The sequence below is a fragment of the Bacteroidales bacterium genome, assembly GCA_021648725.1.
In the GTDB taxonomy this organism is placed as follows: domain Bacteria; phylum Bacteroidota; class Bacteroidia; order Bacteroidales; family JAADGE01; genus JAADGE01.
This window is the reverse complement of the sequence record JAKISF010000035.1, coordinates 1-23,298: the sequence shown is the minus strand read 5'-3', so window position 1 is coordinate 23,298 and position 23,298 is coordinate 1. Positions and strand designations below refer to the sequence as shown.

General features: G+C 34.0%; 15 protein-coding genes. 11 read left to right on the top strand and 4 right to left on the bottom strand.

Annotated features, from left to right (window positions below; all coding sequences use genetic code 11):
* The first annotated feature begins 60 nt into the window (after positions 1 to 60).
* Positions 61 to 1,293: a spore maturation protein gene (locus tag L3J35_11600; protein MCF6366836.1), complete on the top strand. Its 1,233-nt coding sequence runs from the start codon at positions 61 to 63 to the stop codon at positions 1,291 to 1,293.
* 1 nt (position 1,294) lies between these two features.
* Here L3J35_11600 and L3J35_11595 read toward each other — a convergent pair whose 3' ends face one another.
* Positions 1,295 to 2,098, bottom strand: a complete 804-nt coding sequence (locus tag L3J35_11595) for a hypothetical protein (protein MCF6366835.1) — start codon at positions 2,096 to 2,098, stop codon at positions 1,295 to 1,297.
* A complete protein-coding gene (locus L3J35_11590; protein ID MCF6366834.1) occupies positions 2,088 to 3,608 on the bottom strand; it encodes a GH3 auxin-responsive promoter family protein in 1,521 nt (506 codons plus the stop codon). The genes L3J35_11595 and L3J35_11590 overlap by 11 nt, the downstream gene beginning before the upstream one ends.
* A 101-nt stretch (positions 3,609 to 3,709) precedes the next feature.
* On the opposite strand from L3J35_11590, the gene L3J35_11585 reads away from it, so the two are divergent.
* The 6 genes from L3J35_11585 (at position 3,710) to L3J35_11560 (ending at position 10,586) form a co-directional block, all read left to right on the top strand.
* Positions 3,710 to 4,414, top strand: coding sequence for a PorT family protein (locus tag L3J35_11585; GenBank protein MCF6366833.1), 705 nt, complete (start codon positions 3,710 to 3,712; stop codon positions 4,412 to 4,414).
* A 73-nt stretch (positions 4,415 to 4,487) separates the two neighbouring features.
* Positions 4,488 to 6,593: a T9SS type A sorting domain-containing protein gene (locus L3J35_11580; GenBank protein ID MCF6366832.1), complete on the top strand. Its 2,106-nt coding sequence runs from the start codon at positions 4,488 to 4,490 to the stop codon at positions 6,591 to 6,593.
* Between the two features lie 62 nt (positions 6,594 to 6,655).
* Positions 6,656 to 7,381 (top strand): T9SS type A sorting domain-containing protein, encoded by a 726-nt coding sequence (locus L3J35_11575; protein MCF6366831.1) that lies wholly within the window; start codon positions 6,656 to 6,658, stop codon positions 7,379 to 7,381.
* A 94-nt stretch (positions 7,382 to 7,475) separates the two neighbouring features.
* The gene (locus tag L3J35_11570; protein MCF6366830.1) at positions 7,476 to 7,991 is read left to right on the top strand and encodes a TlpA family protein disulfide reductase; all 516 of its coding nucleotides are present in this window, start codon (positions 7,476 to 7,478) and stop codon (positions 7,989 to 7,991) included.
* Between the two features lie 59 nt (positions 7,992 to 8,050).
* Positions 8,051 to 9,739 (top strand): DUF6029 family protein, encoded by a 1,689-nt coding sequence (locus tag L3J35_11565; GenBank protein MCF6366829.1) that lies wholly within the window; start codon positions 8,051 to 8,053, stop codon positions 9,737 to 9,739.
* Between the two features lie 16 nt (positions 9,740 to 9,755).
* The gene (locus L3J35_11560) at positions 9,756 to 10,586 is read left to right on the top strand and encodes an Omp28 family outer membrane lipoprotein (protein ID MCF6366828.1); all 831 of its coding nucleotides are present in this window, start codon (positions 9,756 to 9,758) and stop codon (positions 10,584 to 10,586) included.
* A 55-nt stretch (positions 10,587 to 10,641) separates the two neighbouring features.
* Here L3J35_11560 and L3J35_11555 read toward each other — a convergent pair whose 3' ends face one another.
* A complete protein-coding gene (locus L3J35_11555; GenBank protein ID MCF6366827.1) occupies positions 10,642 to 11,523 on the bottom strand; it encodes a helix-turn-helix transcriptional regulator in 882 nt (293 codons plus the stop codon).
* Positions 11,524 to 11,674: 151 nt separating this feature from the next.
* On the opposite strand from L3J35_11555, the gene L3J35_11550 reads away from it, so the two are divergent.
* Positions 11,675 to 12,292, top strand: coding sequence for a TlpA family protein disulfide reductase (locus L3J35_11550; GenBank protein ID MCF6366826.1), 618 nt, complete (start codon positions 11,675 to 11,677; stop codon positions 12,290 to 12,292).
* Between the two features lie 35 nt (positions 12,293 to 12,327).
* On the opposite strand, the gene L3J35_11545 is transcribed toward L3J35_11550, so the two are convergent.
* Complete coding sequence (locus L3J35_11545; protein ID MCF6366825.1) at positions 12,328 to 12,885, bottom strand: DUF4294 domain-containing protein; 558 nt, start codon at positions 12,883 to 12,885, stop codon at positions 12,328 to 12,330.
* Between the two features lie 179 nt (positions 12,886 to 13,064).
* On the opposite strand from L3J35_11545, the gene L3J35_11540 reads away from it, so the two are divergent.
* From L3J35_11540 to L3J35_11530, 3 genes are all read left to right on the top strand, one after another.
* Positions 13,065 to 14,462, top strand: coding sequence for a hypothetical protein (locus tag L3J35_11540; protein MCF6366824.1), 1,398 nt, complete (start codon positions 13,065 to 13,067; stop codon positions 14,460 to 14,462).
* 362 nt (positions 14,463 to 14,824) lie between these two features.
* Positions 14,825 to 22,684 carry a T9SS type A sorting domain-containing protein gene (locus tag L3J35_11535; GenBank protein ID MCF6366823.1) on the top strand — a complete coding sequence of 2,620 codons (7,860 nt, stop codon included), beginning with the start codon at positions 14,825 to 14,827 and terminating at the stop codon, positions 22,682 to 22,684.
* Between the two features lie 363 nt (positions 22,685 to 23,047).
* The coding region (locus L3J35_11530; GenBank protein MCF6366822.1) for a hypothetical protein at positions 23,048 to 23,298 on the top strand (251 nt) is incomplete at its 3' end.

Sequence of the window (23,298 nt, the reverse complement as noted above, 5' to 3'; positions counted from 1 at the left end):
GCAATATTCAATATTTTTATAAAAGGTTTTTTATATTTGTTTCTTTATAATTAATATTCAATGGTTTTAAACTATATCTGGATAGCATTTTTTCTTATCGCATTTGTTGTCGGGCTTGCCAAACTTATTTTTTTAGGAGATGTAAATGTTTTTCCTGAAATGGTTTCAAGCACGTTCGATATGGCAAAAACCGGTTTTGATATTTCTCTCGGGCTTACCGGTGTTCTTACCCTTTGGTTGGGCATAATGAAAATCGGAGAAAAAGGCGGAATCATTAAAATATTTTCAAAACTTATCAATCCTTTTTTCAGAAAAATATTCCCGGAACTTGACAAAAACCATCCCGCTTACGGTTCAATTATGATGAATATTGCCGCAAATATGCTGGGCTTAGACAATGCAGCTACACCAATGGGACTGAAAGCAATGGATCAACTTCAAGAAACAAACAAGAAAAAAGATACTGCCTCAAATGCTCAAATAATGTTTCTTGTGCTAAATACCTCCGGCTTAACAATTATTCCGATAAGTGTTATGGTTTACAGAGCACAACTTGGTGCTGCCGACCCTTCGGATATTTTTATTCCGATTTTGTTAGCAACTTTCTTCTCAACTCTGGCAGGTTTAATTACCGTTTCAATATTTCAAAAAATTAATTTATTTAACAAAACCATTTTAGCATATCTCGGCAGCATCTCAGCATTAATTATCGGTTTAATTTATTACTTACAGCAACTTCCCAAAGAGCAAATTGCCGAAATATCTTCCGTTGCAAGCAATTTGATATTGTTCAGCATAATTGTGCTGTTTATAGGGCTTGCAGCCGTTAAAAAAGTTAATGTTTATGAAGCATTTATTGAAGGGGCAAAAGACGGCTTTAAAGTTGCAATAAAAATTATTCCTTATTTAATTGCAATTTTAGTTTCAATAGGAGTTTTCAGAGCATCCGGTGCTATGGATTATTTAATAACGGGCTTTGCTTTTGTTTTTGAAATTCTGGGAATAAATACAGATTTTATTGAAGCTTTACCTACCGCCTTTATGAAACCCCTCAGCGGAAGCGGTGCAAGAGGCATGATGGTTGATACAATAAATGCCCACGGAGCAGATTCATTTGTAGGGCGAGTAGCCTCAACGGTGCAAGGTGCTACCGATACAACTTTTTATATTATTGCTGTTTATTTCGGTTCCGTAGGGATTAAAAACACAAGATATGCCGTAACTGCCGGGTTAATAGCTGATTTTGTCGGTATAATTGCCGCAATTTTGATGGCTTATTTGTTCTTTCATTAAGCTATTCTTCCCTAATTTTTGAAATATAAACTTTATATTTATTGAAGAAAAACACCTTTGATTTCCCTAAAACAGCATTTGTAATGCTTATATCTTTCGGAAGTTTAATATATCTGTACTCACTTTTTTTCCAATTAAAAAAAGTTAATCCGTGAACATTTCCGCTGTAAAAAACAATTTCGTCATTAATAAAGCTATATCTTTCAGAAGCTTTATAAATTTGCATATCTTCTGTTACTCCGGCGTTAAAATCATAGCTGATAAATTCTCTTGAACTTTTCTGCAAAAAAACATTTTCCGAATTATCGCTTATTGATATTATTTCCTCCGAAATGTTCAAATCTTTTTTATATTCAAGAATAAAATCTACATTTAATTTTAATAACCGGCTGTTAATATTATCATATATCCAATATCCTCCTATTGTTGATCCGCATATTACAGCATCTCCGAAAATATTAAATTTGTCTAAATATATTTCATTGCTTATTTTACTCAGTTTGTTGTCCAAAACAATAATTTTATTTTGGTCTTCAAAAAACAAAATAACTTTCAAAGAATTTCGCACATCCGCATTTGTTATTTTATCTCCCGCTTCCGGATAAAAAGAAAAAATTTCTTTACCTTTTGAATTATACTTAATGAAAGAGTTTTCCGACAAAACATATAAATTATCGAAGCCATCGGCAAAAATAATATCTGCCTTAACGTTAATTACATTCTCTGTCACAACCTGCCCGAAAGATTCTGAAAAAAATATAAAAAACACCGGAATAATAAAATATCGCATTATTTTAGTTGTCATTTAATTCTAATAACTCATCAATATAGTCTCGATTATTTGACAATCTCGGTATTTTATTTTGCCCTCCGAGTTTTCCTTTTTGTTTCAGCCACTTATAAAAAACATCGTTTTTTGCAATATGTACAACGGGTTTTTTTAAAGTAAAGTCTTTATATCGTTTTGCTGCGTAATCAGAATTTACCGATTTTAAAGCTCTGTCTAATTCTTCAATAAAAGAATCAAGATTTTCAGGCCGTTCCGAAAAATCAATCAACCATTCATGTCCTCCTGTTTCTTTATCAGACATATAAATCGGTGCAGCCGTATATTCTTTAATGTGTGCATTTGTTTTTTCAGATGCAATAAGAAGTGCCTTTTCTGCATTGTCAATAATTAATTCTTCCCCGAAAGCATTTATAAAATGTTTTATTCTGCCTGTTATTATAATTTTATGCGGTTTTAATGATGTAAACATAACTGTGTCTCCTATTAGATAACGCCATAATCCTCCGTTTGTTGAAATAATCATTGCATAATTCTTATTTAACTCAACATCTTTTACAGTATATGTTTTCAAATTTTCTTTATGAACATCTTCAACAGGAATAAACTCATAAAAAATTCCTAAATCAAGCATCAACAACAAATCATTTCTTGATAAATCATCTTGAATTCCGAAAAATCCTTCCGTTGCATTATAGGTTTCTAAATATCTGGTTCTTTCGGGTAATATTTTTTCAAATTCTGTTTTATAAGGAATAAAACTTACGCCTCCGTGAATAAAAAGCTCAAAATTCGGCCACACTTCTTCAATTCTTTTTTTTCCGGTAACTTCTAATATTTTTTTTAATAATACAAGAGTCCAAGACGGAACACCGGTAATACTGGTAACGTTTTCTTGTGTGGTCTGCCCGACCATCTTTTCTAATTTCTCCTCCCATTTCGGAAGCAGGGCAATTTCTTTTTTCGGTGTTCTGAGAAGGTGCGACCAAACAGGTAAATTATCAATAATTACGGCTGAAATATCTCCGTAATATAATTCATTATCAACACTGCTTATTTGTTGGCTCCCTCCTATAACTAAAGACTTGCTTTTAACAAGTTGTGTGTCATCATATTTATCGGCATATAATGCAATAATATCTTTTCCGCCTCTGAAATGACAAAATTCAAGAGCTTCTTTACTTACGGGAATAAATTTGCTTTTAGAACTTGTTGTTCCTGAGGACATTGCAAACCACTTTATAGGCGTATTCCAGAGAACATTCCTCTCTCCTGCCCTAACCCTGTTAATATACGGCAACAATTTTTCGTAATCTGTTATCGGAACATTTTTTTTATAATCTTCAAGCAGGTTATTTAATGAAATTCCTTTAAATTTATATTTTTTCCCGTAAACAGTGTTCTCGGCAGATTTAATAAGATTCTTCAATACATCCGACTGGGCTTCCTCAGGATTATTTCTGAAAAACTCAATCTGTTGCAATCGTTTTTGCGTAACTTTTGAAACTATTTTATTAATTATTTTCATAGATTTCAAGTCTGGGTATAAGTTAACAACAAATTTTGTATCTTTGGAGTCAAAATCTTTCGTCAAAGATAAAAAAATGCTTTACTCAATATGAACAGATAATGAAAAAAATTTATTTTTTTATTTTAACATCTATTTTATCTAACACATTTCAGGCTTATTCGCAAGATGTTAGATTCGGAATAACTGCTGAAGGAAATTCAACCGGATTATTTGGCCCTGACAAGCCGAGTCAATACAGTAAAGAATATGCTTATTCCGTCGGTTTTTTTATTGATACAAGATTTGCAGAACATATGTCAACACAGGTTGAAGCAAATTTCACAAGGTATCGTTTCAGTTTTTCGGAAAAAATTGATAATATCGAAGACGGGTTATTAAATGTAAGTGAAGTTAATAACTACATTCGCTTTCCTGTTATGTTGAAATATAAAAGAGGTTATGAATTTATATTTTACTATTTTTCTTTGGGAGGGCAAGCATCTGTTTTAATAAACAATAAAAGAGAGGTTACGGCAACTTCTCGTGATTTAATAATTGATTCTAAATCATACTACGACTACAAACATAATTGGTATGACTATGGTTTCAAAGGAAGCATCGGATTTCAATTTAAGCCGGTTACAATGGGGCTGAGCTATTATGCAAGTATGCGAAATTTATACATAAAAGATGATGCACGAGAAATGAGATACGATATTGCAAGTTTAAATTTTTCTTACCAATTTAATTACAGGAACTCACACCCTTTTGACAGAAAAAAGGGATGGAAGGGGCTAAAATATAATATTAAGCATTTATTTTAACTAAAGTGCAACTTTATATTGTAAACTGCATCTCGCAAATAAACTTATTACCTCTAACAAAAAGTTAATAATTATGAGAAAATTTTTATCTTTATTTTTAGTGCTAATTATCGGAAGTTCATCTTTTGCACAGAAAGGAACTGAAATGTTTAATGAAGATTTTTCAGCAAGCTTTCCGCCTTCGGGATGGACAATTGATAACATAGGCAATCAATGGTCGCAATCAACAAGTGCTAATGCCGGAGGTACGGCACCTGAAGCAAAGCTAACTTATGTTAGCGGAACAAACACTACCCGATTAATTTCTCCTGCAATAGATTTAACCGGTATTTCAACTGTACTGTTTTCGTTCAAACACTTTTTAGATGATTATTCCGGAACAGGTTATTCTATTGGTGTTGCTACACGCTCAGGAGGAGGAAGCTGGACAGACATATGGGCAGTCAGTCCTACTGACAATATAGGACCGGAAACAAATGATTTGTTAATATCTAATGCTGATGTCGGAGCTTCTGATTTTCAAATTTGTATTTATTTAAGCGGAAATACTTATAATTTTGATTATTGGTATATTGATGATTTAATTCTTATCAGCCCTGACAATAATGACTCTGAAATGGCTTCAATTAACATTTCACCATATGCAGCAGCAGGCAATGTTGACATAGCTTGTACATTTAAAAATTCAGGAATAAATACAATTACATCTATTGATGTTAATTATCAAATAGATGCAGGCACAATTATTACTGAAAACCTTACAGGTTTAAATTTAGCAACAACCGAATCGTTAAATCATACCTTTACAACTCCGTGGGTTGCTACACCAGGAAGTTATACATTAAAAGTTTGGGTGTCAAATATGAACGGTAACGGTAATGATGATGACACCAATAATGATTTACAATTGCAAACAATGAGTATTGCAACTCAGTCTGTCACAAACACACCTCTATATGAGGAGTTTACAAGTTCAACATGTGCTCCTTGTGCCTCTTTTAATTCTTCAACTTTTACTCCTTTTATGAACTCTCATCCTGATGATATTACGGTGGTCAAATATCAAATGTCTTGGCCTTCGCCCGGAGACCCTTATTATACGGCAGAAGGGGGAGTGAGAAGAAGTTATTACGGTGTAAGTTTTGTTCCTGACTTATATACGGGAGGTGTAAATACGGGTACAAACTCAACTGCTGTTACTAATGCTTACACATACGAAACAAATAAACCTGCATTTTTTGATTTAAGCTCTGCTGCAATAATAGATGGGTCCAACATTACTGTTGATGTTAATATTACACCATATATAACCGCCGATTTTAAAGTACACATTGCAGTAATTGAAAAAATGACAACGGGAAATGTCGGAAATAACGGAGAAACATCATTTAAGAATGTAATGATGAAAATGTTACCGGATGCTGACGGAACATTAGTTAATTTTGTTGCAGGAACACCAACCGCTTTTAATGAAACATTTGATATGTCATCTACAAACGTAGAGGAGATGTATGATTTAAAAGTTGTAGTTTTTATTCAAAATGATGCAACTAAAGAAGTTTTTCAGTCTGTTTATTCTGCCGTAACTTTACCGCCTCCCGCTATATCCTTTAATCCGGCAAACGGAGCAACAGATATTGATGTTAACTCTGATATTATTATAACATTTAACCAAATTATGAGGTTAGTTGATGACAGCCCTATAACGGACAATAATGTTTCTGATTTCATTCATTTATCTGACCCGGCAAAAGGGGACTTAACCTTTACTGCTTCCGTAAATTATAATCAAAGTGAAATAACTATTACGCCGGATGTACAATTCAACAGACTTACGGATATTACAGTAGCTATTGACGATAATGAAATTGAAAACATTCAAAACATTTCATTAGCAGGAGAGTCGATAACATTTACTACAATAGACAACACAGGGATTTCACAAATTGATGATAATATTGTAATCTACCCTAACCCTGCAAATGATATTTTATTTATCTCTAATGCAAAAAATTCAACAATTACAATATCTGATTTATCCGGAAAAACTTTTTTAAAACAAAATATTAACTATAAAGTTAACGAAATTAACATCAGTAATTTTACACCCGGAATGTATTTTATTAAAATTGAACAAGACGGGTATTCTGCTGAAAAAAAGTTAAATATTATTAAATAAAATTAAAAAGATACCTGATTAATTCAGGTATCTTTTATCTTTCTTAAATAAAGTGAAACAATATGAAAAAATTATTTACTGCTGCATTAGTTATTTTATTTACAATAAATAATTATGCACAAATAACAATTACAGACTATTCAGGCTTAGACCTAACAAATACTACAGCTTTTTTACCGTCTGATGAAGATTATCATTTTGTGATTACTAATGACGGTGCCTCTGCAACAAATTTTATAACCGAAGTTACTTCTTACTCTATCCCGAAAGATGCAGATGAAATGTCAATTTGCGGCGGAGGAACTTGTGTTTCGCTTTCATTAATAAGTAGTTTTCCGGCTCAAATCGGCAACCCTGTCTACCTTGATGCAGGAGACACATACGGAGAAGAGGGAAGTACAACAGAGTTCCTCTACGTTCATTATTATTCGGGAGGAATTACAGAACAGGCGGTTATTACAATTAAAATATATGAAGAAGGAAACACATCAAATTTTACGGAATTTACTTTAGATACAAAAAGTGTAGGTTTAGACAACATAAGTACAAATGAATTATTCTCCGTTTATCCGAATCCCGCAACAAATTATTTTACTTTAAAATCATCAAATGAACTGAAAGGGACACAAATTGTTTTTACAAACCTTTTAGGAAAAGTCGTTTTAACAAAAAGCATTAATAAACCTGAAATAATATTTTCGACAAATCAGTTTGTAAGCGGAATATACTTTTATTCTATAATCAAAAACAATAAAATTATTGAAACAAAAAAACTGATTGTCAAATAATTGGCATTTAATTTAACTTCGGAATATATTTTGTAAATATATAACCGAGAATTGTTACAAGGGAGATGCCGGTTATTAACTAAAAATCAGACAAATGAAGAAAACAATAATTTTAATCAGTATAAACTTAATGTTCTTTGGAGCAATACTTTCACAAGAAAATTTTAACAAATTACCCTCTGTTGATGTTAAAACCCTTAGCGGAAAAACACTTAACACTTCTAAAATTTCAAATGACGGGCCAATTTTTTTAAGTTTTTGGGCAACTTGGTGTAAACCGTGCATCAGAGAACTTATTGCAATTGATGAAAACTATATTGATTGGCAAGAAGAAACAGGTTTAAAAGTTTATGCCGTTTCAATTGATGATACAAAAAGTACCGGCAGAGTTGCTCCGTTTGTCAACGGCAGAGCATGGGAATTTGAAGTCTTACTTGATGCCAACAGTGATTTTAAAAGAGCCATGAATGTTATAAATGTTCCTCATTCATTTATTCTCAACAAAAACGGGGAAGTAGTTTGGCAACACACCTCCTACTCTCCAGGCGATGAAGATGAAATATACGAGGTAATTAAAAAAGTTGCTGCCGGAGAAGACATTAATCATTAATAAACATTGCTTATTATTTCAGCCGGTTAAATTCCGGCTTTTTCTTATAAACTAAAATTATGAACAGGCAAATTATCATAATTATTCTTTTACTTTTTCCGTTCTTTTTGTCTGCACAAGAAGAAGAAAAAAACTCCGGTCAATTACACGGAAATTTTGAAACAATTGTGCAAACATACAGGGTTGATACAATTATTGGTATTGACAGTGCTGATGTTCCGAGAGAAAAAGCTCTCTCAAACTCATATATGAACCTTACCTACACAAAAGGAAAGTTCTCGGCAGGTATTCGATATGAAGTTTATATGAATACACTTGAGGGGTTTGACAAAAGGTATGACGGTCACGGAATTGCAAACAGGTATGCATCTTATACATCTGATGAATTAGAGATAACTGCAGGAAATTTTTATGAGCAATTCGGCAACGGTCTTATTTTAAGAACATATGAAGAAAAAACACTGGGGATTGATAATTCCTTAGACGGAATTAAATTAAAATACAAACCCGTAAAAGGAATAAAACTAACGGGAATAATAGGAAAGCAAAGATTATACTGGACGCTCGGTCCGGGAATTGTGAGAGGTTTAGACGGAGAAATATCGTTCAATGAAACTTTTAAAAAACTTGCAAAAAGCAAAACACATTTTTTACTCGGCGGAAGTTTTGTCAGTAAGTACCAAAAAAACCTTAATCCTAAATATAACTATCCCGAAAATGTCGGTGCTTTTGCCGGAAGAATTAATCTTTCAAGAGGAGGTTTTATTATTTCCTCAGAATATGCTTATAAAATTAACGACCCTTCTGCCGATAACTCAATTATATACGGTTACCCTATTTTCAAAGACGGAAATGCTCTTTTTGTTAATGCTTCATGGTCAAAAAAAGGTATCGGCTTTTTATTTACTGCTCTGAGGTTAGATAATATGAGTTTTCGTTCTGACAGAAGTGCTTCTGTCAACGATTTAAGTATTAACTATTTACCTGCTATTACAAAAACACATACCTATGCTTTTCCGGCAATGTACCCCTTTGCAACACAAACAAACGGGCAGGTTGGGTTTAATGCAGATTTTTTCTATACATTCAAAAGAAAAACATTGCTCGGAGGAAAATACGGTACAAATATTAATATTAACTTTTCTCAGGTTAATTCAATTAAAACTGAAAAAATAACGATAAACCCCGATGCCGAAATAAAAAACTTAGACGGTTATACTTCTGACTTTTTTGCCGTAGGAGATGAATTGTATTTCAGAGACATAAATATTGAACTTCATAAGAAAATAAATAAGAAGTTTAAAATTTCATTAATTTATATGTACCAGGATTACAATAAACTTATAATGCAAGGAAAAGACAGTATTCTTCATGCTGATATCGGAGTTTTTGATTTAACTTATAAAATTTCATCAAAACAGTCAATAAGGTTTGCAACACAAGCATTATTAACAGATAAAACTCAAAGCGGAGAAAAAAATGATTTTGGCGATTGGTACACCGGAATGGTTGAATACACATATTCTCCGCATTGGTTTGTTGCTATTTCAGATCAATATAACACAGGCGGACACACAAATCCCGTAAGTGCACATTATTACAACTTTGCAGCAGGCTTTGTAAAAGGAGCAAACAGAATTCAAATCGGTTACGGCAGGCAAAGAGAAGGAATTGTTTGTGCCGGAGGCGTATGCAGATTTGTTCCGGCTGCAAGCGGTTTTAATTTTACTTTAACCGGTTCTTTTTAATTTTTAAACTATACAAATGAAACTTTTTAAAATAATAACTTTCGCTCTTTTCATATTCTTTTTTTCGTGTAATACAATTGAAAATCCGCTAAAAGAAACCAACGACAATACATGCGGAGATGAGAATGACCCGGTACCTATTCGCAAAATATTGGTTGAAGATTATACCGCCCATAAATGTGTTTTTTGTCCGGCTGCAGCTGATATTTTACAAGAAATAACTGATAAATATTGCGATCATATTGTTCCGGTAGGAATACATGTAGGATTCTTAGCAGAACCTGATGAAGATTTTCCGGCAGATTACAGAACAGATGCAGGAAATGAATTAGACAACGAATTTAACATATCTGCCGGTTTACCGAAAGGTATGGTAAACAGAATTGAATATGAAGGCAATATATTGTTGGCTTCAAGTAATTGGGAAACGGTCGTAAATCTTTTATACAACTTAAAACCTGAAGTTGATATTTCAATTGAAAGTTCATATAACGAAAATACACATACAGTAACGGCAACAATAACTGCTGAATATCTGTCGGATATTAATTACGACATGAATATAGGGTTATATGTTACCGAAGACAGTATTATAAGCCCTCAAAAGAATGGGGTCACTACTGTTGAAGACTACGTTCACAGACACGTATTAAGAAAAGGAATAACCGGTGCTTTCGGCGAAAATTTTGTTACTTCTGCAAAATTCGGAGATATTATTGAAAAAACATTTATATTTAATACAAATGCCGAATGGAATATTAATCATTGTGAATTGGTTGCTTTTATAAGTAACGGTTCAACAAACGAAATTATACAAGCAGAATCGGAGCATATTGTACAAAATTGACAATTATATTCTGCCGAATAAGTTATCTTATTTATCCGCTAAAAAAACTAAACAGTTAAGAATATTTTTTTCTGAATTTTTCCGGGGAAAACCTCGTATGCTTTTTAAAATATTTCACAAAATTAGTTGCCTCGTCAAAACCGGTTTTCTCGGATATTTCTTTTACCGTTTTGTTTGTACTTAATAAGTATCGTTTTGATTCTAAGATAATGTAATCGTCAATAAACTGTTTTGCTGTTTTTTTAATGCATTGTTTACAAATATTATTTAAGTGTTTGTAAGAAATATTTAATTGTTCGGCATAATATTTAACATTTCGAGTTTCCGGATATTTGTTTTCGCATAAATTTTTGTAATTAAAAAAAATATCACTGTAATCTATTTTAAAAGGATCAGAAAATTCTGCTCTTTTTATTCTTTCAGATTTAAGCAAAAGTAAGTTTAGTAATGATTGTATTATTTCATTTTTTGCAAACCCGTCTTTTATTTGGTATTCTTGATACATTTTCTCGGAAATATCAAAAAAATGATCTTGCTCAGCAGCTTTAACCTGTATTTTTGGGCGTTGTAAATGGTAATTATATAACCACGTTTGCGATAAAGATTCAGTTCTTTTTATTACACTTGTTAAAAAACTTTCCGTGAAAGAAATTACAAATCCGTCATTCCCGGGCTTAAAGTCAAATGTTTGAACTTGCTCGGCAGCTATAAAAAGCAATGAGCCTCGTGTAAAGTCATGTTTAACAAAATCAATATAATGAGAACCTATGCCGGTTGTTATTACTATGATACTGTGGTGGTTTATTCTGTGGGGGTTTTGAAGGTTGAAAGAAAACTCACTTTGTATTTCAGCAAGTTTCTTTAAACCGGTAATTTCAAATTTTATTTCTGAATCTTTCGGATTATTAATAATATTTAAAGGTTGGTTTTTTTTCATTATATGATTCTGAAAAAAAGGCTTAAATTTTTCACACCAAAGTTAAGTAATTTATTTGTAATCAACAGCAATAATGTTTTTATTATTCTGTTTAATGTTTTAAATGCAGATAGAAAGCATATTTTTATATTTTTGTCAAAATTTTTAATCGATGAAGAGTTTAAAGGAAAAGTTTAAAATATATTTGAAAAAGAAATCAACCTTCGGAAAAATATCCGATTTAATTTTTATTGCACTAATAATTGCTCTTTTTATTCCCGGCAGCAGGCTTGCAATCGGAGGTTTTGTTAACAGGATAAAATCAATGGTTGTTGAACCCTCTGTTAAAGATGCCGGCAATGAGTCGGGTTTAAATATGAATGATTATTTTTGGGAACTTGAGGATATTTCGGGGAAAAAGGTAAACCTGCAAGATTATAAAGGGAAAGTTGTTTTTTTAAATCTGTGGGCAACATGGTGTCCGCCTTGTGTTGGTGAAATGCCGGGAATACAACAACTTTACGATAAATTTAAAGACAATGAAAATATTGCTTTTTTATTGGTTTCTAACGAAAGCCCGGAAAGAGTAAAAGCCTTTATTGATAAAAAATCCTATACATTCCCGGTTTATACCACAAAATACAAATCTCCTGAAGTGTTTTTCTCTCAAAGTATTCCTACAACTTTTGTAATTTCAAAAGACGGAATAATTAAAATTAAAGAAACGGGAGCATTAAATTGGGGAGGTTCAAAAACGGAGAAGATTATAAATGATTTAATTAAAGATTAATTTAAAAATATCTTTTTTAAAATAAAAACAAACAATTAAAGTTGTCCGTTTTCTATTCTTGATACTATTTCTTCAATCCATTTATCTGTTCCGTCGGGGTCATATTCATATTTCAAGTCGGTTTCAAATATCTTTGCAATTCCTTGCCAAAAAAATGCGGCAATGCCTCCTTTAAAATGCTTAACAAGCTCATAAGTTGTATGTTGCGTTTCCCTATCCACTAATTTTATTAAAATTCGACCTTGTGAATAAGTCATGTTTCGTATAGTGCCTTCAAATTTTCGTTTAAGTTCTTTTTCTTTTTTATTGATATATTTTCTTCGTTCTTTGTTGTTCTCCATGTTTTGTAAAACAAACTCAGTCTCAACAAAAATATTCTTAATAATAATAGAATATGGATATACTTTTTTAATATTTCTGACTAAACGATAATATCTTTTTTTATGTCTATTATTCTTAAATGTTCGTTTCGGGTATATTATAATCGGTCTTATTTTTACATGCAAAGAAGTATCTCCGTTTTCATTAATTCGTTGTAAAGCAATGGCTCCGCCTTCTGTTTTTACTTTCTCAAGCATTTCGATGGCATTCATTTTTTTTTGTGCAGATAATTGCAAATTAAAAAATAATAATATGATGAATAAACTATATCGCATAGCTGCTATCTTGCCTTAACGTAAAATATGTATGTAAAATTACATCAAAATTTACTAATCATCCTCAAAAAAATTCATAAAACTTTTTATCTTTATCCGAATTTTGATAAAAGTATATGGCTATTCAGTGGGATTTTGTGTTGGATATAAGCATTTTAGGTGCTGCCTTATTTGTTGCAACTATTTTAAGATCGAAAGTAAAAATATTGCAAAAATTTATGGTTCCTAACAATATTTTGGCGGGTTTTTTATTGTTGACAATAGGAACCGGCGGTTTCGGGCTGATTGAAACATCTTCAGAAAGATTAGGGAATTATGTTTATCATTTATTGGCAATTGTTTTTATTGCAATGACATTAAGGAAAGCTGAAGGTAAAGGATCAAAAAGCACTTTTGCCGTTGGTTTGCTGATGTCTGTTACAACAGGAGTTCAATTAATTATCGGGTTGGTAATTGCTTATGTATTTATGCAAACAATTATGCCGGATATATTTCCTACTTTGGGTTACTTCCTTATGTTGGGTTTTTCACAAGGTCCCGGACAAAGCTATTCTCTCGGAAAATCTTGGGAGGCTTCCGGTTTTGAAAATGCAGGAGATATAGGTTTAACATTTGCAGCAATCGGTTACGTTTGGGCAGCTCTTATAGGTGTAATTATTATTTATCAACTAAAGAAAAAATATTACAAAGAAACGCATAAGGTTGAAACTTCTGAAAATCAGGAGAAAGGGGTAATTAAGGAACTGAAAGAACAACCAAGTGCCGGAAATTTAACAACTGATACCGCCGCTATAGACGGCTTTTCATTCCAAATAGCAGCAGTAATTTTTGTATATATTATTACATTTATCTTTTTAAAGGGAGTAGAAAAAGGTCTTTTTACAATTAATGAAAAAAGCAAATTAATTCATCAACTAGTTAACACAGCCTGGGGCTTACATTTTATTTTTGCTGCATTAATTGCAATTCCCGTAAAAAAAATAATTTACAAATTAGGATGGGGGAATATGCTGAATAACGGTTTACTTACAAGAATTTCCGGCATATCATTAGATTTTATGGTAACAGCTTCAATTGCTGCAATTTCAATTCCTGTTTTGTTGAAATATTTGGGTATTATACTAACAATGACTACAGTAGGCGGTGTGTTTACGGTTTATTTCATATTTCATGAGGTAAGAAGATCCGGGATGAAATATGCTTTTGAAAGAATCGCCGGTTTATTCGGAACTTTAACAGGAACATTATCCTCCGGTTTAACATTAATAAGAATATTAGATAAAGATTTTAAAACTCGAGCAGCACACGATCAAGTATTCGGAGCGGGAATTGCAGCACCGTTTATTGCTCCTTTAATTCTTAGTGCAATTATCCCTTTACTGGGAATGAATACTGATTACCCGGATCAGTATCTGCTTTATACTTTAGGCGGAATAGTTATTTATATTACAGCTTTATATGTTTTTTGGAGAAAATATATAAAAAGATTCAAAAAAGACAAAAACGAACAATAACTAACGGCATATAATTCCGGGAAAATTAAGACAATGTTTTTTTGTTAAAGTGATTTGTTAAGCTTATTGCAGAGTAAATAAAAACATTACACCCAAACAACACAAAATAAATCTTATTACTGTCCTCACATATACAACAAAACCTTTGCATTGACATTATAAAGAACCTAAAGCCCCCTAACTTCCAAAATGACAAACGATTATATTGAAAATGCACGGCAATATAATAGTAAAAAATTATCCTGTTACAGAAAGCTGTTTCAAAAATTGACACATAAGCTCTCTTTTTTTTAAAAAAACACCTAATATTTTTAATTTAATGCTTTATCTTTGTCAGTTCTCTTTATCATAAACCAATACTTATGAAACAATTTATTCTTTTTACAATTCTTATATTTCTGTTAACAGGAATTTATGCACAAAAAACACAAACACAAACCTACCAAGCAGAAAACTCCGGTTATTTTATTAATCCGATTAAAACGCCATACGGAATCGTTTTTACCGATAACTACGCCTCAAAAGTTCTTCTCTTAAACAACGGCAAAATCGAAACATTAGTTGAAAGTCCCGGTTGCGGAAGGTATTTTTCTGTTTCTTCCGACTTTAGTAAAATCGGGTATAAAAAAATCACTAAACAAGGCAAACAAATGCCGGCTTTTTTTGATTTAAAAAACAAAAAGAACATTGAACTTCTTACTAACCCCGTAAATTTATGCAGCCAAGTAAGTTTCTCTGACGATAATAACAGCTTTGCTTTCAGCATAAACAACGAATTTTGTATAAAGACGGGAAACGCAATAGCCAAATACGGAACAGACAGCTATTCAAACCTTTCCGCTGTTTCTCCGGACAAAAAATATGCAGTCTATGATGTTGAACAAAATTATTTTAAGCTTTTAGATTTGAATAGCTTAAAACAAATAATTATTCCCAACGATAACAAAGGTGTAATTTATCCCAAATGGTCGCCCGACAGCAAAAAAATTCTTTTTCAAAACAAAAATATGGAGCTTTTGGTCTATGAATTAAAAACAAAAAAGTTGTATAAATTGGGAAAGGGCGGAGCCGGAAATTGGGATGCAAAATCGGAAAACATCATTTTTCAAAAAACTGATGCCGATGCAACAAATTTTATTTTAAAAAGTTCCGACATATATATTGCTGACTATAAAGGTTTAAATACCAGACAAATTACAAATACACCGGATGTATATGAAATGACACCTTCTTTTGACCTGCAAAACGGCATCTTATTCCAAACTTATGATAAACGACAAATAATAAGAGCAAAATTAAATATTTCAAAATCTAAAATCATTTCAACCACAGTTTTACTTGATAATCCGCAAAACTTAAAGCCGAAATTCTATGATTTAGGTGGGCTGAAAAGCACAAAAGCCATAACACATCTGACTAAACCGGTTCCTTATATTCATCAAAAATATGATGCTCCTACCGGAAGGAACGGAGGTTCTGCCTGTGCCCCGACAACAACAAATATGGCATTGGCATATTACAACCGACTGCCTAAGTGGCCTGTTGCAGCCGAAAGCTACCCTTCCGTAACAGGAACACCGCATTATTCCGATTACTCCGGCTATGTCCTCGACAGATATAAATATAATGAATTTTCATTTGATGCTTACTCTTCCTCTAAAAACGCATACGGTGGTTACGCATATATGTGGGTATCCCCGTACACATCTCCGGGAGGAGGCGACGGTATGCGAAACTACCAAAATCTACACAATCTTGTTTCCGGAAGTTATGTGTGGCTCGGAAATGCAACTTTTGCAAAAACACAAGCAGAAATAGATGCAGAGTACCCGCATCCGATTTGTTCTTGGATCACGGCATCCGGTCATTTAACTTTAGTTGTCGGTTATGTTAACGGGCAGCACACTCTAATATTTAATGATCCGTGGGGAGATAAAAACACACCCGGGTATCCGAGTTACGATGGTGTTGATGCCTACTACGATTGGCCAGGCTACAACAACGGCTTCCAAAACCTTGATGCAGACGGTTCACACGGAACTGTTGCGTGGACTCTTACCGCAAGAAGTTCTGAGCAAACTTACGATAATTTAACAATTCAAAATACATATTATAACCACGGTTTTTACATAAATAATTCACAAAACGGAGCAACACAACGCTACTATCGGCATGTGAAAAATGCAGCCGGAAGTAACGGGCATATTTGGTGGACAGGAGGCGAAGGTGGTGCAAGTTCTGATATTTGCTGGGTTTCATGGACGCCGGACTTACCAAACTCAGCTTCCTATAAAGTAGAAGTTTATATTCCGGCAACTTTTACAGACTCATATTCTGCTGCAGCAGTCACAAGTTCCGCTTATTATAAGATTTTCTATGATGGGGGTAATACAAGTGTTACTGTCAACCAGCTTGCAAATCAAGGAGCCTGGGTTGATATAGGAACCTACCAATTCTCGCAAGGAAAAAATGGCTACGTAAGACTGGGAGATGCTGTTGCTTATGCAGACAACGGAAAAAAAGTTCTTTTCGATGCCGTAAGATTTACACAAGTTGCCGGTTCTCTTGAGCTTGCTTCTACAAACATAACTTGTACCGGAGCAAGCGACGGAACAGCAACAGTTACAACCACACCAGGACCGCCGACACATACATATCTGTGGTCACCCGGAGGAGAAACAACACTTTCTGTTTCAGGCTTATCTGCCGGAACTTATACCGTAACTGTCACAGACGGAAACTCTGCGACTTATAATGCAAGTGTTATAATTAAGGAAGCCTCTCAACTACTTGCTGTTACAACCACGGACACAAATCCGAGTTCATTCGGGGCTTCTGACGGTCAGATTGTTGCAAATGTTACGGGAGGTATTGAACCTTATACTTATGTTTGGACTCCGAACGTTTCAACAACAAATATTGCACAAAACCTAACAGCCGGAATTTATACCGTTGAAGTAACAGATGCTTACGGTTGTGTTAAGCAAAAGACAGTAACACTTACGGATCCGGTCTGTACATCTTGTTGTATTTTATTAAGCGAAGACTTTACAGGACAAGTATTGCCGTCCGGATGGACAAATACTGTTCATTCGGGAGGTTTTGCAACTTATGATTGGCGTTTTAACGATCCAGGAGGAAGATACGGAAGCGGCATTTTAACAGGAGCTGATTTTGATGCTGACTTTGCAATTTTTGATGACGATTGGTATGGAGATAATACAAATAAGTCTGATGCAAGTCTTACAACTCCGGCAATAAATTGTACCGGTCGAGATATGGTGGTTTTAAAATTTACCCACAGGTTCAGAAGCTCTGCCAATATTGCCGACGGAAAAGTGCAGGTCAGCAATGACGGAAGTATATGGAATGATGTTGTAACATATAATACCGTCACTTTCGGTCCTGAGGTTATAGAATTTGACATTTCTGCCTATGCTGCAAATCAGGCAACAGTTTATGTAAGATGGAGATATACAGACAACAACAACTGGTCAAACTATTGGGCAGTTGATAATATTGAAATTTATGCTCCTCCGGCAGGAACAAAAACAATAAGTGCCGTCGGAGGTGATTATGCAAACTTTACAGAAGCAATTAATGCAATAAATACCTGCGGAATAGGAACCGGAGGGATAACTTTCCTTGTTGCATCTGATGAGATATTTAACGAAGATCCGCCTGTAATTACCGCAACCGGAGATGCAACAAGACCGGTTATCTTTCAAAAATACGGGAACGGAGCTAATCCTGTTATAAAACCAACAGGAACTGCATCCTTTGACGATGCGGCAATAAGCCTTGCCGGATGCGATTACTTTACTTTTGACGGAATTGACATTTCAATTGCGAGTGGTTCGGCAGTGGAATACGGATATTATCTTTACAACACTTCTGCAACAAACGGTTCACAGTATAATACAGTTAAAAATTGTTCAATAAACTTAAGCAATACAAACGAAACATCAAAAGGAATTTTCCAAAACATTAAAACCGGAACTATTAACCCGACTTCTGCAGAAGGGACAAATTCGTTTAATGTTTACGATAATGTTTCAATTCAAAACTCTTATTACGGAATTTGTCTTCACGGCTACGATGTTGCAGGACAAGAGCCTGTATATGATGATGCCTGTATAGTTCAAAATGTAATTATTGATAATTTCGGGCTTGCAGGTGCAAGTATTAACAGGGCAACAGGAATCCAAACATGGAGCCAAAAAAACCTGTCAATAAATAATAATACCGTTAAAAATGGAAATTCTGCCGACCGTACATTAGGAATTTACTGTGCAGGAAACAATTCCGGAAATATCTTCTCAAATACTGTCTTCGGACTTTACGGAAAGGGTATTCAAGTTGTAGGTATAAGGCAGTACAATTCAAGTATGAATATTTATTTGAATGAAGTTCATAATATAGAGGGAATAAAGATGGCAACCGGAATTGAGGGTTACGGAGGAACTTCAAATGTTTATAATAACTTTGTTTACGACATAAAAGCCCCTTCCGGTAATTCAACTTTAAACGGCTATCCCTCAACACGAGGAATAAGTTTCAGATACACAGCAGGAACGCAAAACATTTTTTATAATTCAGTATATATCGCATATAACTCTACAAATGCCGGTAACGAAAGTACGTGTCTGTATCTTGAAGGCTCATCGGCAGATTTTAGAAATAATGTTTTTGAAAATAACACAAATGCAACAACGGGAACTCGTGCAAATGTTCTTTATTTTAAACTTTCCGCAGATTTAGGAAATGTTTCTGCCGGCACAAATAATAATTGTTATTACAACGGTATTGCAAATTCAAAATACGCCTTAGCGTATGATGCCGGGAATATCGTTGATTATTTAGATTTGCCGGCATATCGAATTCCGTCGCCTAATGATATAAATTCCATTGAGGAAAACCCTCCGTTTAAAAGTACAATTTTGCCTTATAATTTACACATTGACGTAACTCAAACAAGCGGAATAAGCAACGGAGGAACTCCGATTACAGGATATACCTCTGACTTTGATGGTGATACCCGTCACGCAACAACTCCGGATATAGGTGCAGATGAATACAATACCGGAAATCCGCTTTGCGGAACTTATACAATTGATAATACTTCGGCAACAGTCGGCACAAATTTCAACAGGTTTACAGATGCAATTAACAGCCTAAACGACAGAGGTATTTCTTGTGCGGTTGTTTTTAATGTTTTGAGCGGGCAAGTTTTTATCGAAGATGTGCCTTCGCTGGAAATTTCAGGAACAGCAACAAATACAATTACATTTCAAAAGTCAGGGATTTCTGCAAATCCAGTTTTAAAACCGACAGGAACAACTGCCGATGAAGATTTCGGGATACACATAAACGGAGGAGATTATTACACTTTTGACGGAATTGACATATCGATTGCGAGTGGTTCGGATGTAGAATACGGCTATTATATTACAACTGTTTCGCCGACAGACGGAGCTCAACACAATACCATTAAAAATTGTACGGTAACTCTGAATAACAACAATATAAACTCTGTCGGAATTTACCAGCTTGTAAGGACAACAATTACACCCACAAGTATATCGGGTACAAATTCATTTAATACTTACGATAATATTTCTGTTGAAAGTTCTTATAACGGTTTTAAAGTTTTCGGCTATGATGTTACAGGGCAAGAGCCTTTGTACGATGATGCCGTAGAAATTATGAATTGTACGGTAAATAATTTCGGAATAAGCAACGGAGCAAGCAGGGCTGTCGGAATTTTAACTTGGAGTCAGAAAAATCTGGCAATTCATCATAATACAATCACAAACGGAACAACAAATCACAGGACTCTCGGAATTTACGGAGCCGGGAATAATCAAGGAAACTTCTACAATAATATTGTTCACGGACTTTACGGAACAGCATCTCAAGTTGTGGGTTTGCGAGCTTATGAAAGCACAATTAATTTTTACAACAATGATGTTTATGACATTGAAGGTGTTGATATGGCCTCCGGAATTGAAATTTACGGGGGAACGGCCGACATTTACAATAATTTTGTTCATGATATTCGAACACCTGCAACTGATACCTATAATTATCCGACAACAAGAGGTATCTCAAACCGAAAAGGAACAGCAAACATATATAATAATTCAATTTTGCTGAATTTTGTTTCAACAGCAGAAACAAACGAAAGTGCCGGTATTTTTACGGAAGGCTTCAGCTACGGTTCGGCAAGTTCAGATGTTCGCAACAATATTGTAGTAAACAAAGTTGATGTTACAATCGGAGCAATTGCTGCAACACTATATAAATCAGCAGAATACTCGACAATTTCAACTAATTCGGACAATAATTTGTATTATGCCGGAACCCCTTCTGTGAAAAACTTAATTTACTATGATACAAATGTTTCAGACCAAATACTGGCAAGCTATAAGATACGTTGTGTAACTTATGAGCAAAACACAATCAGCGAAGACGCAGCTTTTATAAGCTCAACAGATTTACATATTCAAACATCTGCAATTACAAATATTGACGGGGGCGGGCAAGTTATTGCCGGTATTACAGCAGATTTTGACGGAGAGATTAGAGATTTAACCGTTCCGGATATCGGAGCTGACGAATACAATTGTGATTTTATTGTGTGGCGAGGCACAAGTAACACAGATTGGGCTGATGCAACAAACTGGCAAAAACAGCAAGTCCCTACAGTTCTTGATAACGTTGTGATTCCTGATGTAAGTTTAGAAAGCAACAATTTCCCGATAATTACATCAGCGGGGGAAACGAATAATCTGACAATTCAAAGCGGTGCAAATTTACAAATAAACCCCGGCTTTTCTCTTTCTGTAAACGGAACTATGACAAACAATGCAGGAAATACCGGCTTAGTTATAAAATCAGATGTAACAGGAACTGGTTCGTTTATTAATTCTACAATAAATGTTCCGGCAACAGTTGAAAGATATTTGAGCGGAACGCAGTGGCATTATTTAACACCTCCGGTTGTAAATGCTCCTTTGACAATGTTCAACACAAATAATTTTTATTATTATGACGAAACAACCTCCGACAGTTGGAGCGGAGGAACAATAACCGGAACACAAGGGTGGATAAGCTATGCTGCATCAAACCTGACAACAATGCAGGGCTATGCCTATTACTTTACAGAAACAACATTGAACTTTTCCGGAAATCTTCATACAGGCACATATACAAGCCCTCTGCTCAGTTGGACAAATACAGCGATGGCTGACCAATTTGAAGGTTGGCACTTGCTCGGAAATCCTTATACTTCGGTAATTGATTTTTCACAAGCAAATATTGATAATTCAAATATCATACTTACAAACCTTGACCAAAGTGTATATTTTTATGATGACGTTATTCATAATTACAGAGGTTACAACACAATAAGCGGGGCAATAAACGGCGGAACACAATATATCCCGGCAATGCAGGGCTTTTTTGTTCATGCTTCCGTTAATAATGCACAAATACAAATTACAAACGGAGCAAGGGTACACAATACCACAAACTTTTATAAAGAAACAACCGGAGACTTATTCATTACTCTGCAAACATCTGCAAACGGCTTTTTTGACGAAACTAAAATCATTGAAAACCCTAATGCAAACTTTTCTTTTGACGGACAATACGATCTTTACAAAATGTATTCCCTTGATGAAAATGTTCCTCTCATTTGGACAACGAACAACAATATAGAATTTGCTTTAAATGCAGTTCCGTATTTTTTTGATGAACAGATAATTAAACTTGGATTTAAAGGCAATAATTCTGACGTGTATGAAATAAGTTTAAGTGGAACAAACCTTTCTGCTGATATTTTTATTGTTGACAAGTTTGCGGGAACTTATCAAAACCTAAAAGAAACCTCTGTTTATACATTCACTCATTCAGGCGGAGCAACTTTTGACAGATTTGAACTGCATTTTTCTCAACCGACAAATATTGCTGATATTTCAGCCGATAATATTTCAATTTATCCTAATCCTGCTAAAAACTTTATAAACATTATTGTTTCGAACGAGTTTTCGGCTTTTGATATTGAGATTACAGATGTTTTAGGCAAAAAGGTATGTGAAAAACCAAATATCAAAAATACATTTAAGCAAATTGATATTTCCGGTTTCAAAAGCGGAACGTATTTTATTAAAGTTAAAACGAAAAACAAATACTATACTGAAAAGCTTATTGTTAAATAGTCAAAACAAACTCATACTTTTATATCCAATACTTTTAATGGGTAAGTGTTGTTCTCCCTGCCTTATGTCTTTTGCCGGCAAATAACGGATATTATAAGGATGCAGATTAACTTGTGAAATTAGGTTATATGCCTCTTGGAATCTTCTGTACTGCCAAAAATACTTGCTAGTTTATTGCTATTTTTATGTTGGGTAACTGCTTGGGCAATAAGGGGGTACGCAAACAGTCGGCAATGCAAATAATTAATTTAGGAGGTATTTCCAAGAAAAAAGTGTGAGTTTGTCCTGCTGCTAAAAATGTCATTTTTGTTTTAATTAATTTTTTGTCGTAACTTGGTTTTTTAATACTAAAACATCATTACTATGAAGAAACTTTACAAATTATTTATTATTCTGTTTTGCATATTTATAGGCAAAAACTCTTTTTCACAAGGTGTGAAAGTTTCAACAAGCGGAGGCAGTTCACACCCATCTGCAATATTAGATGTTGAATCAACGACACAAGGCTTGCTGATTCCCAGAATGTCATCAAATCAAAGAAAATTAATAAGCAATGCAACTTCCGGTTTACTTGTTTTTGACACAGATATTAATTCTTTTTTTATTTACAGCGG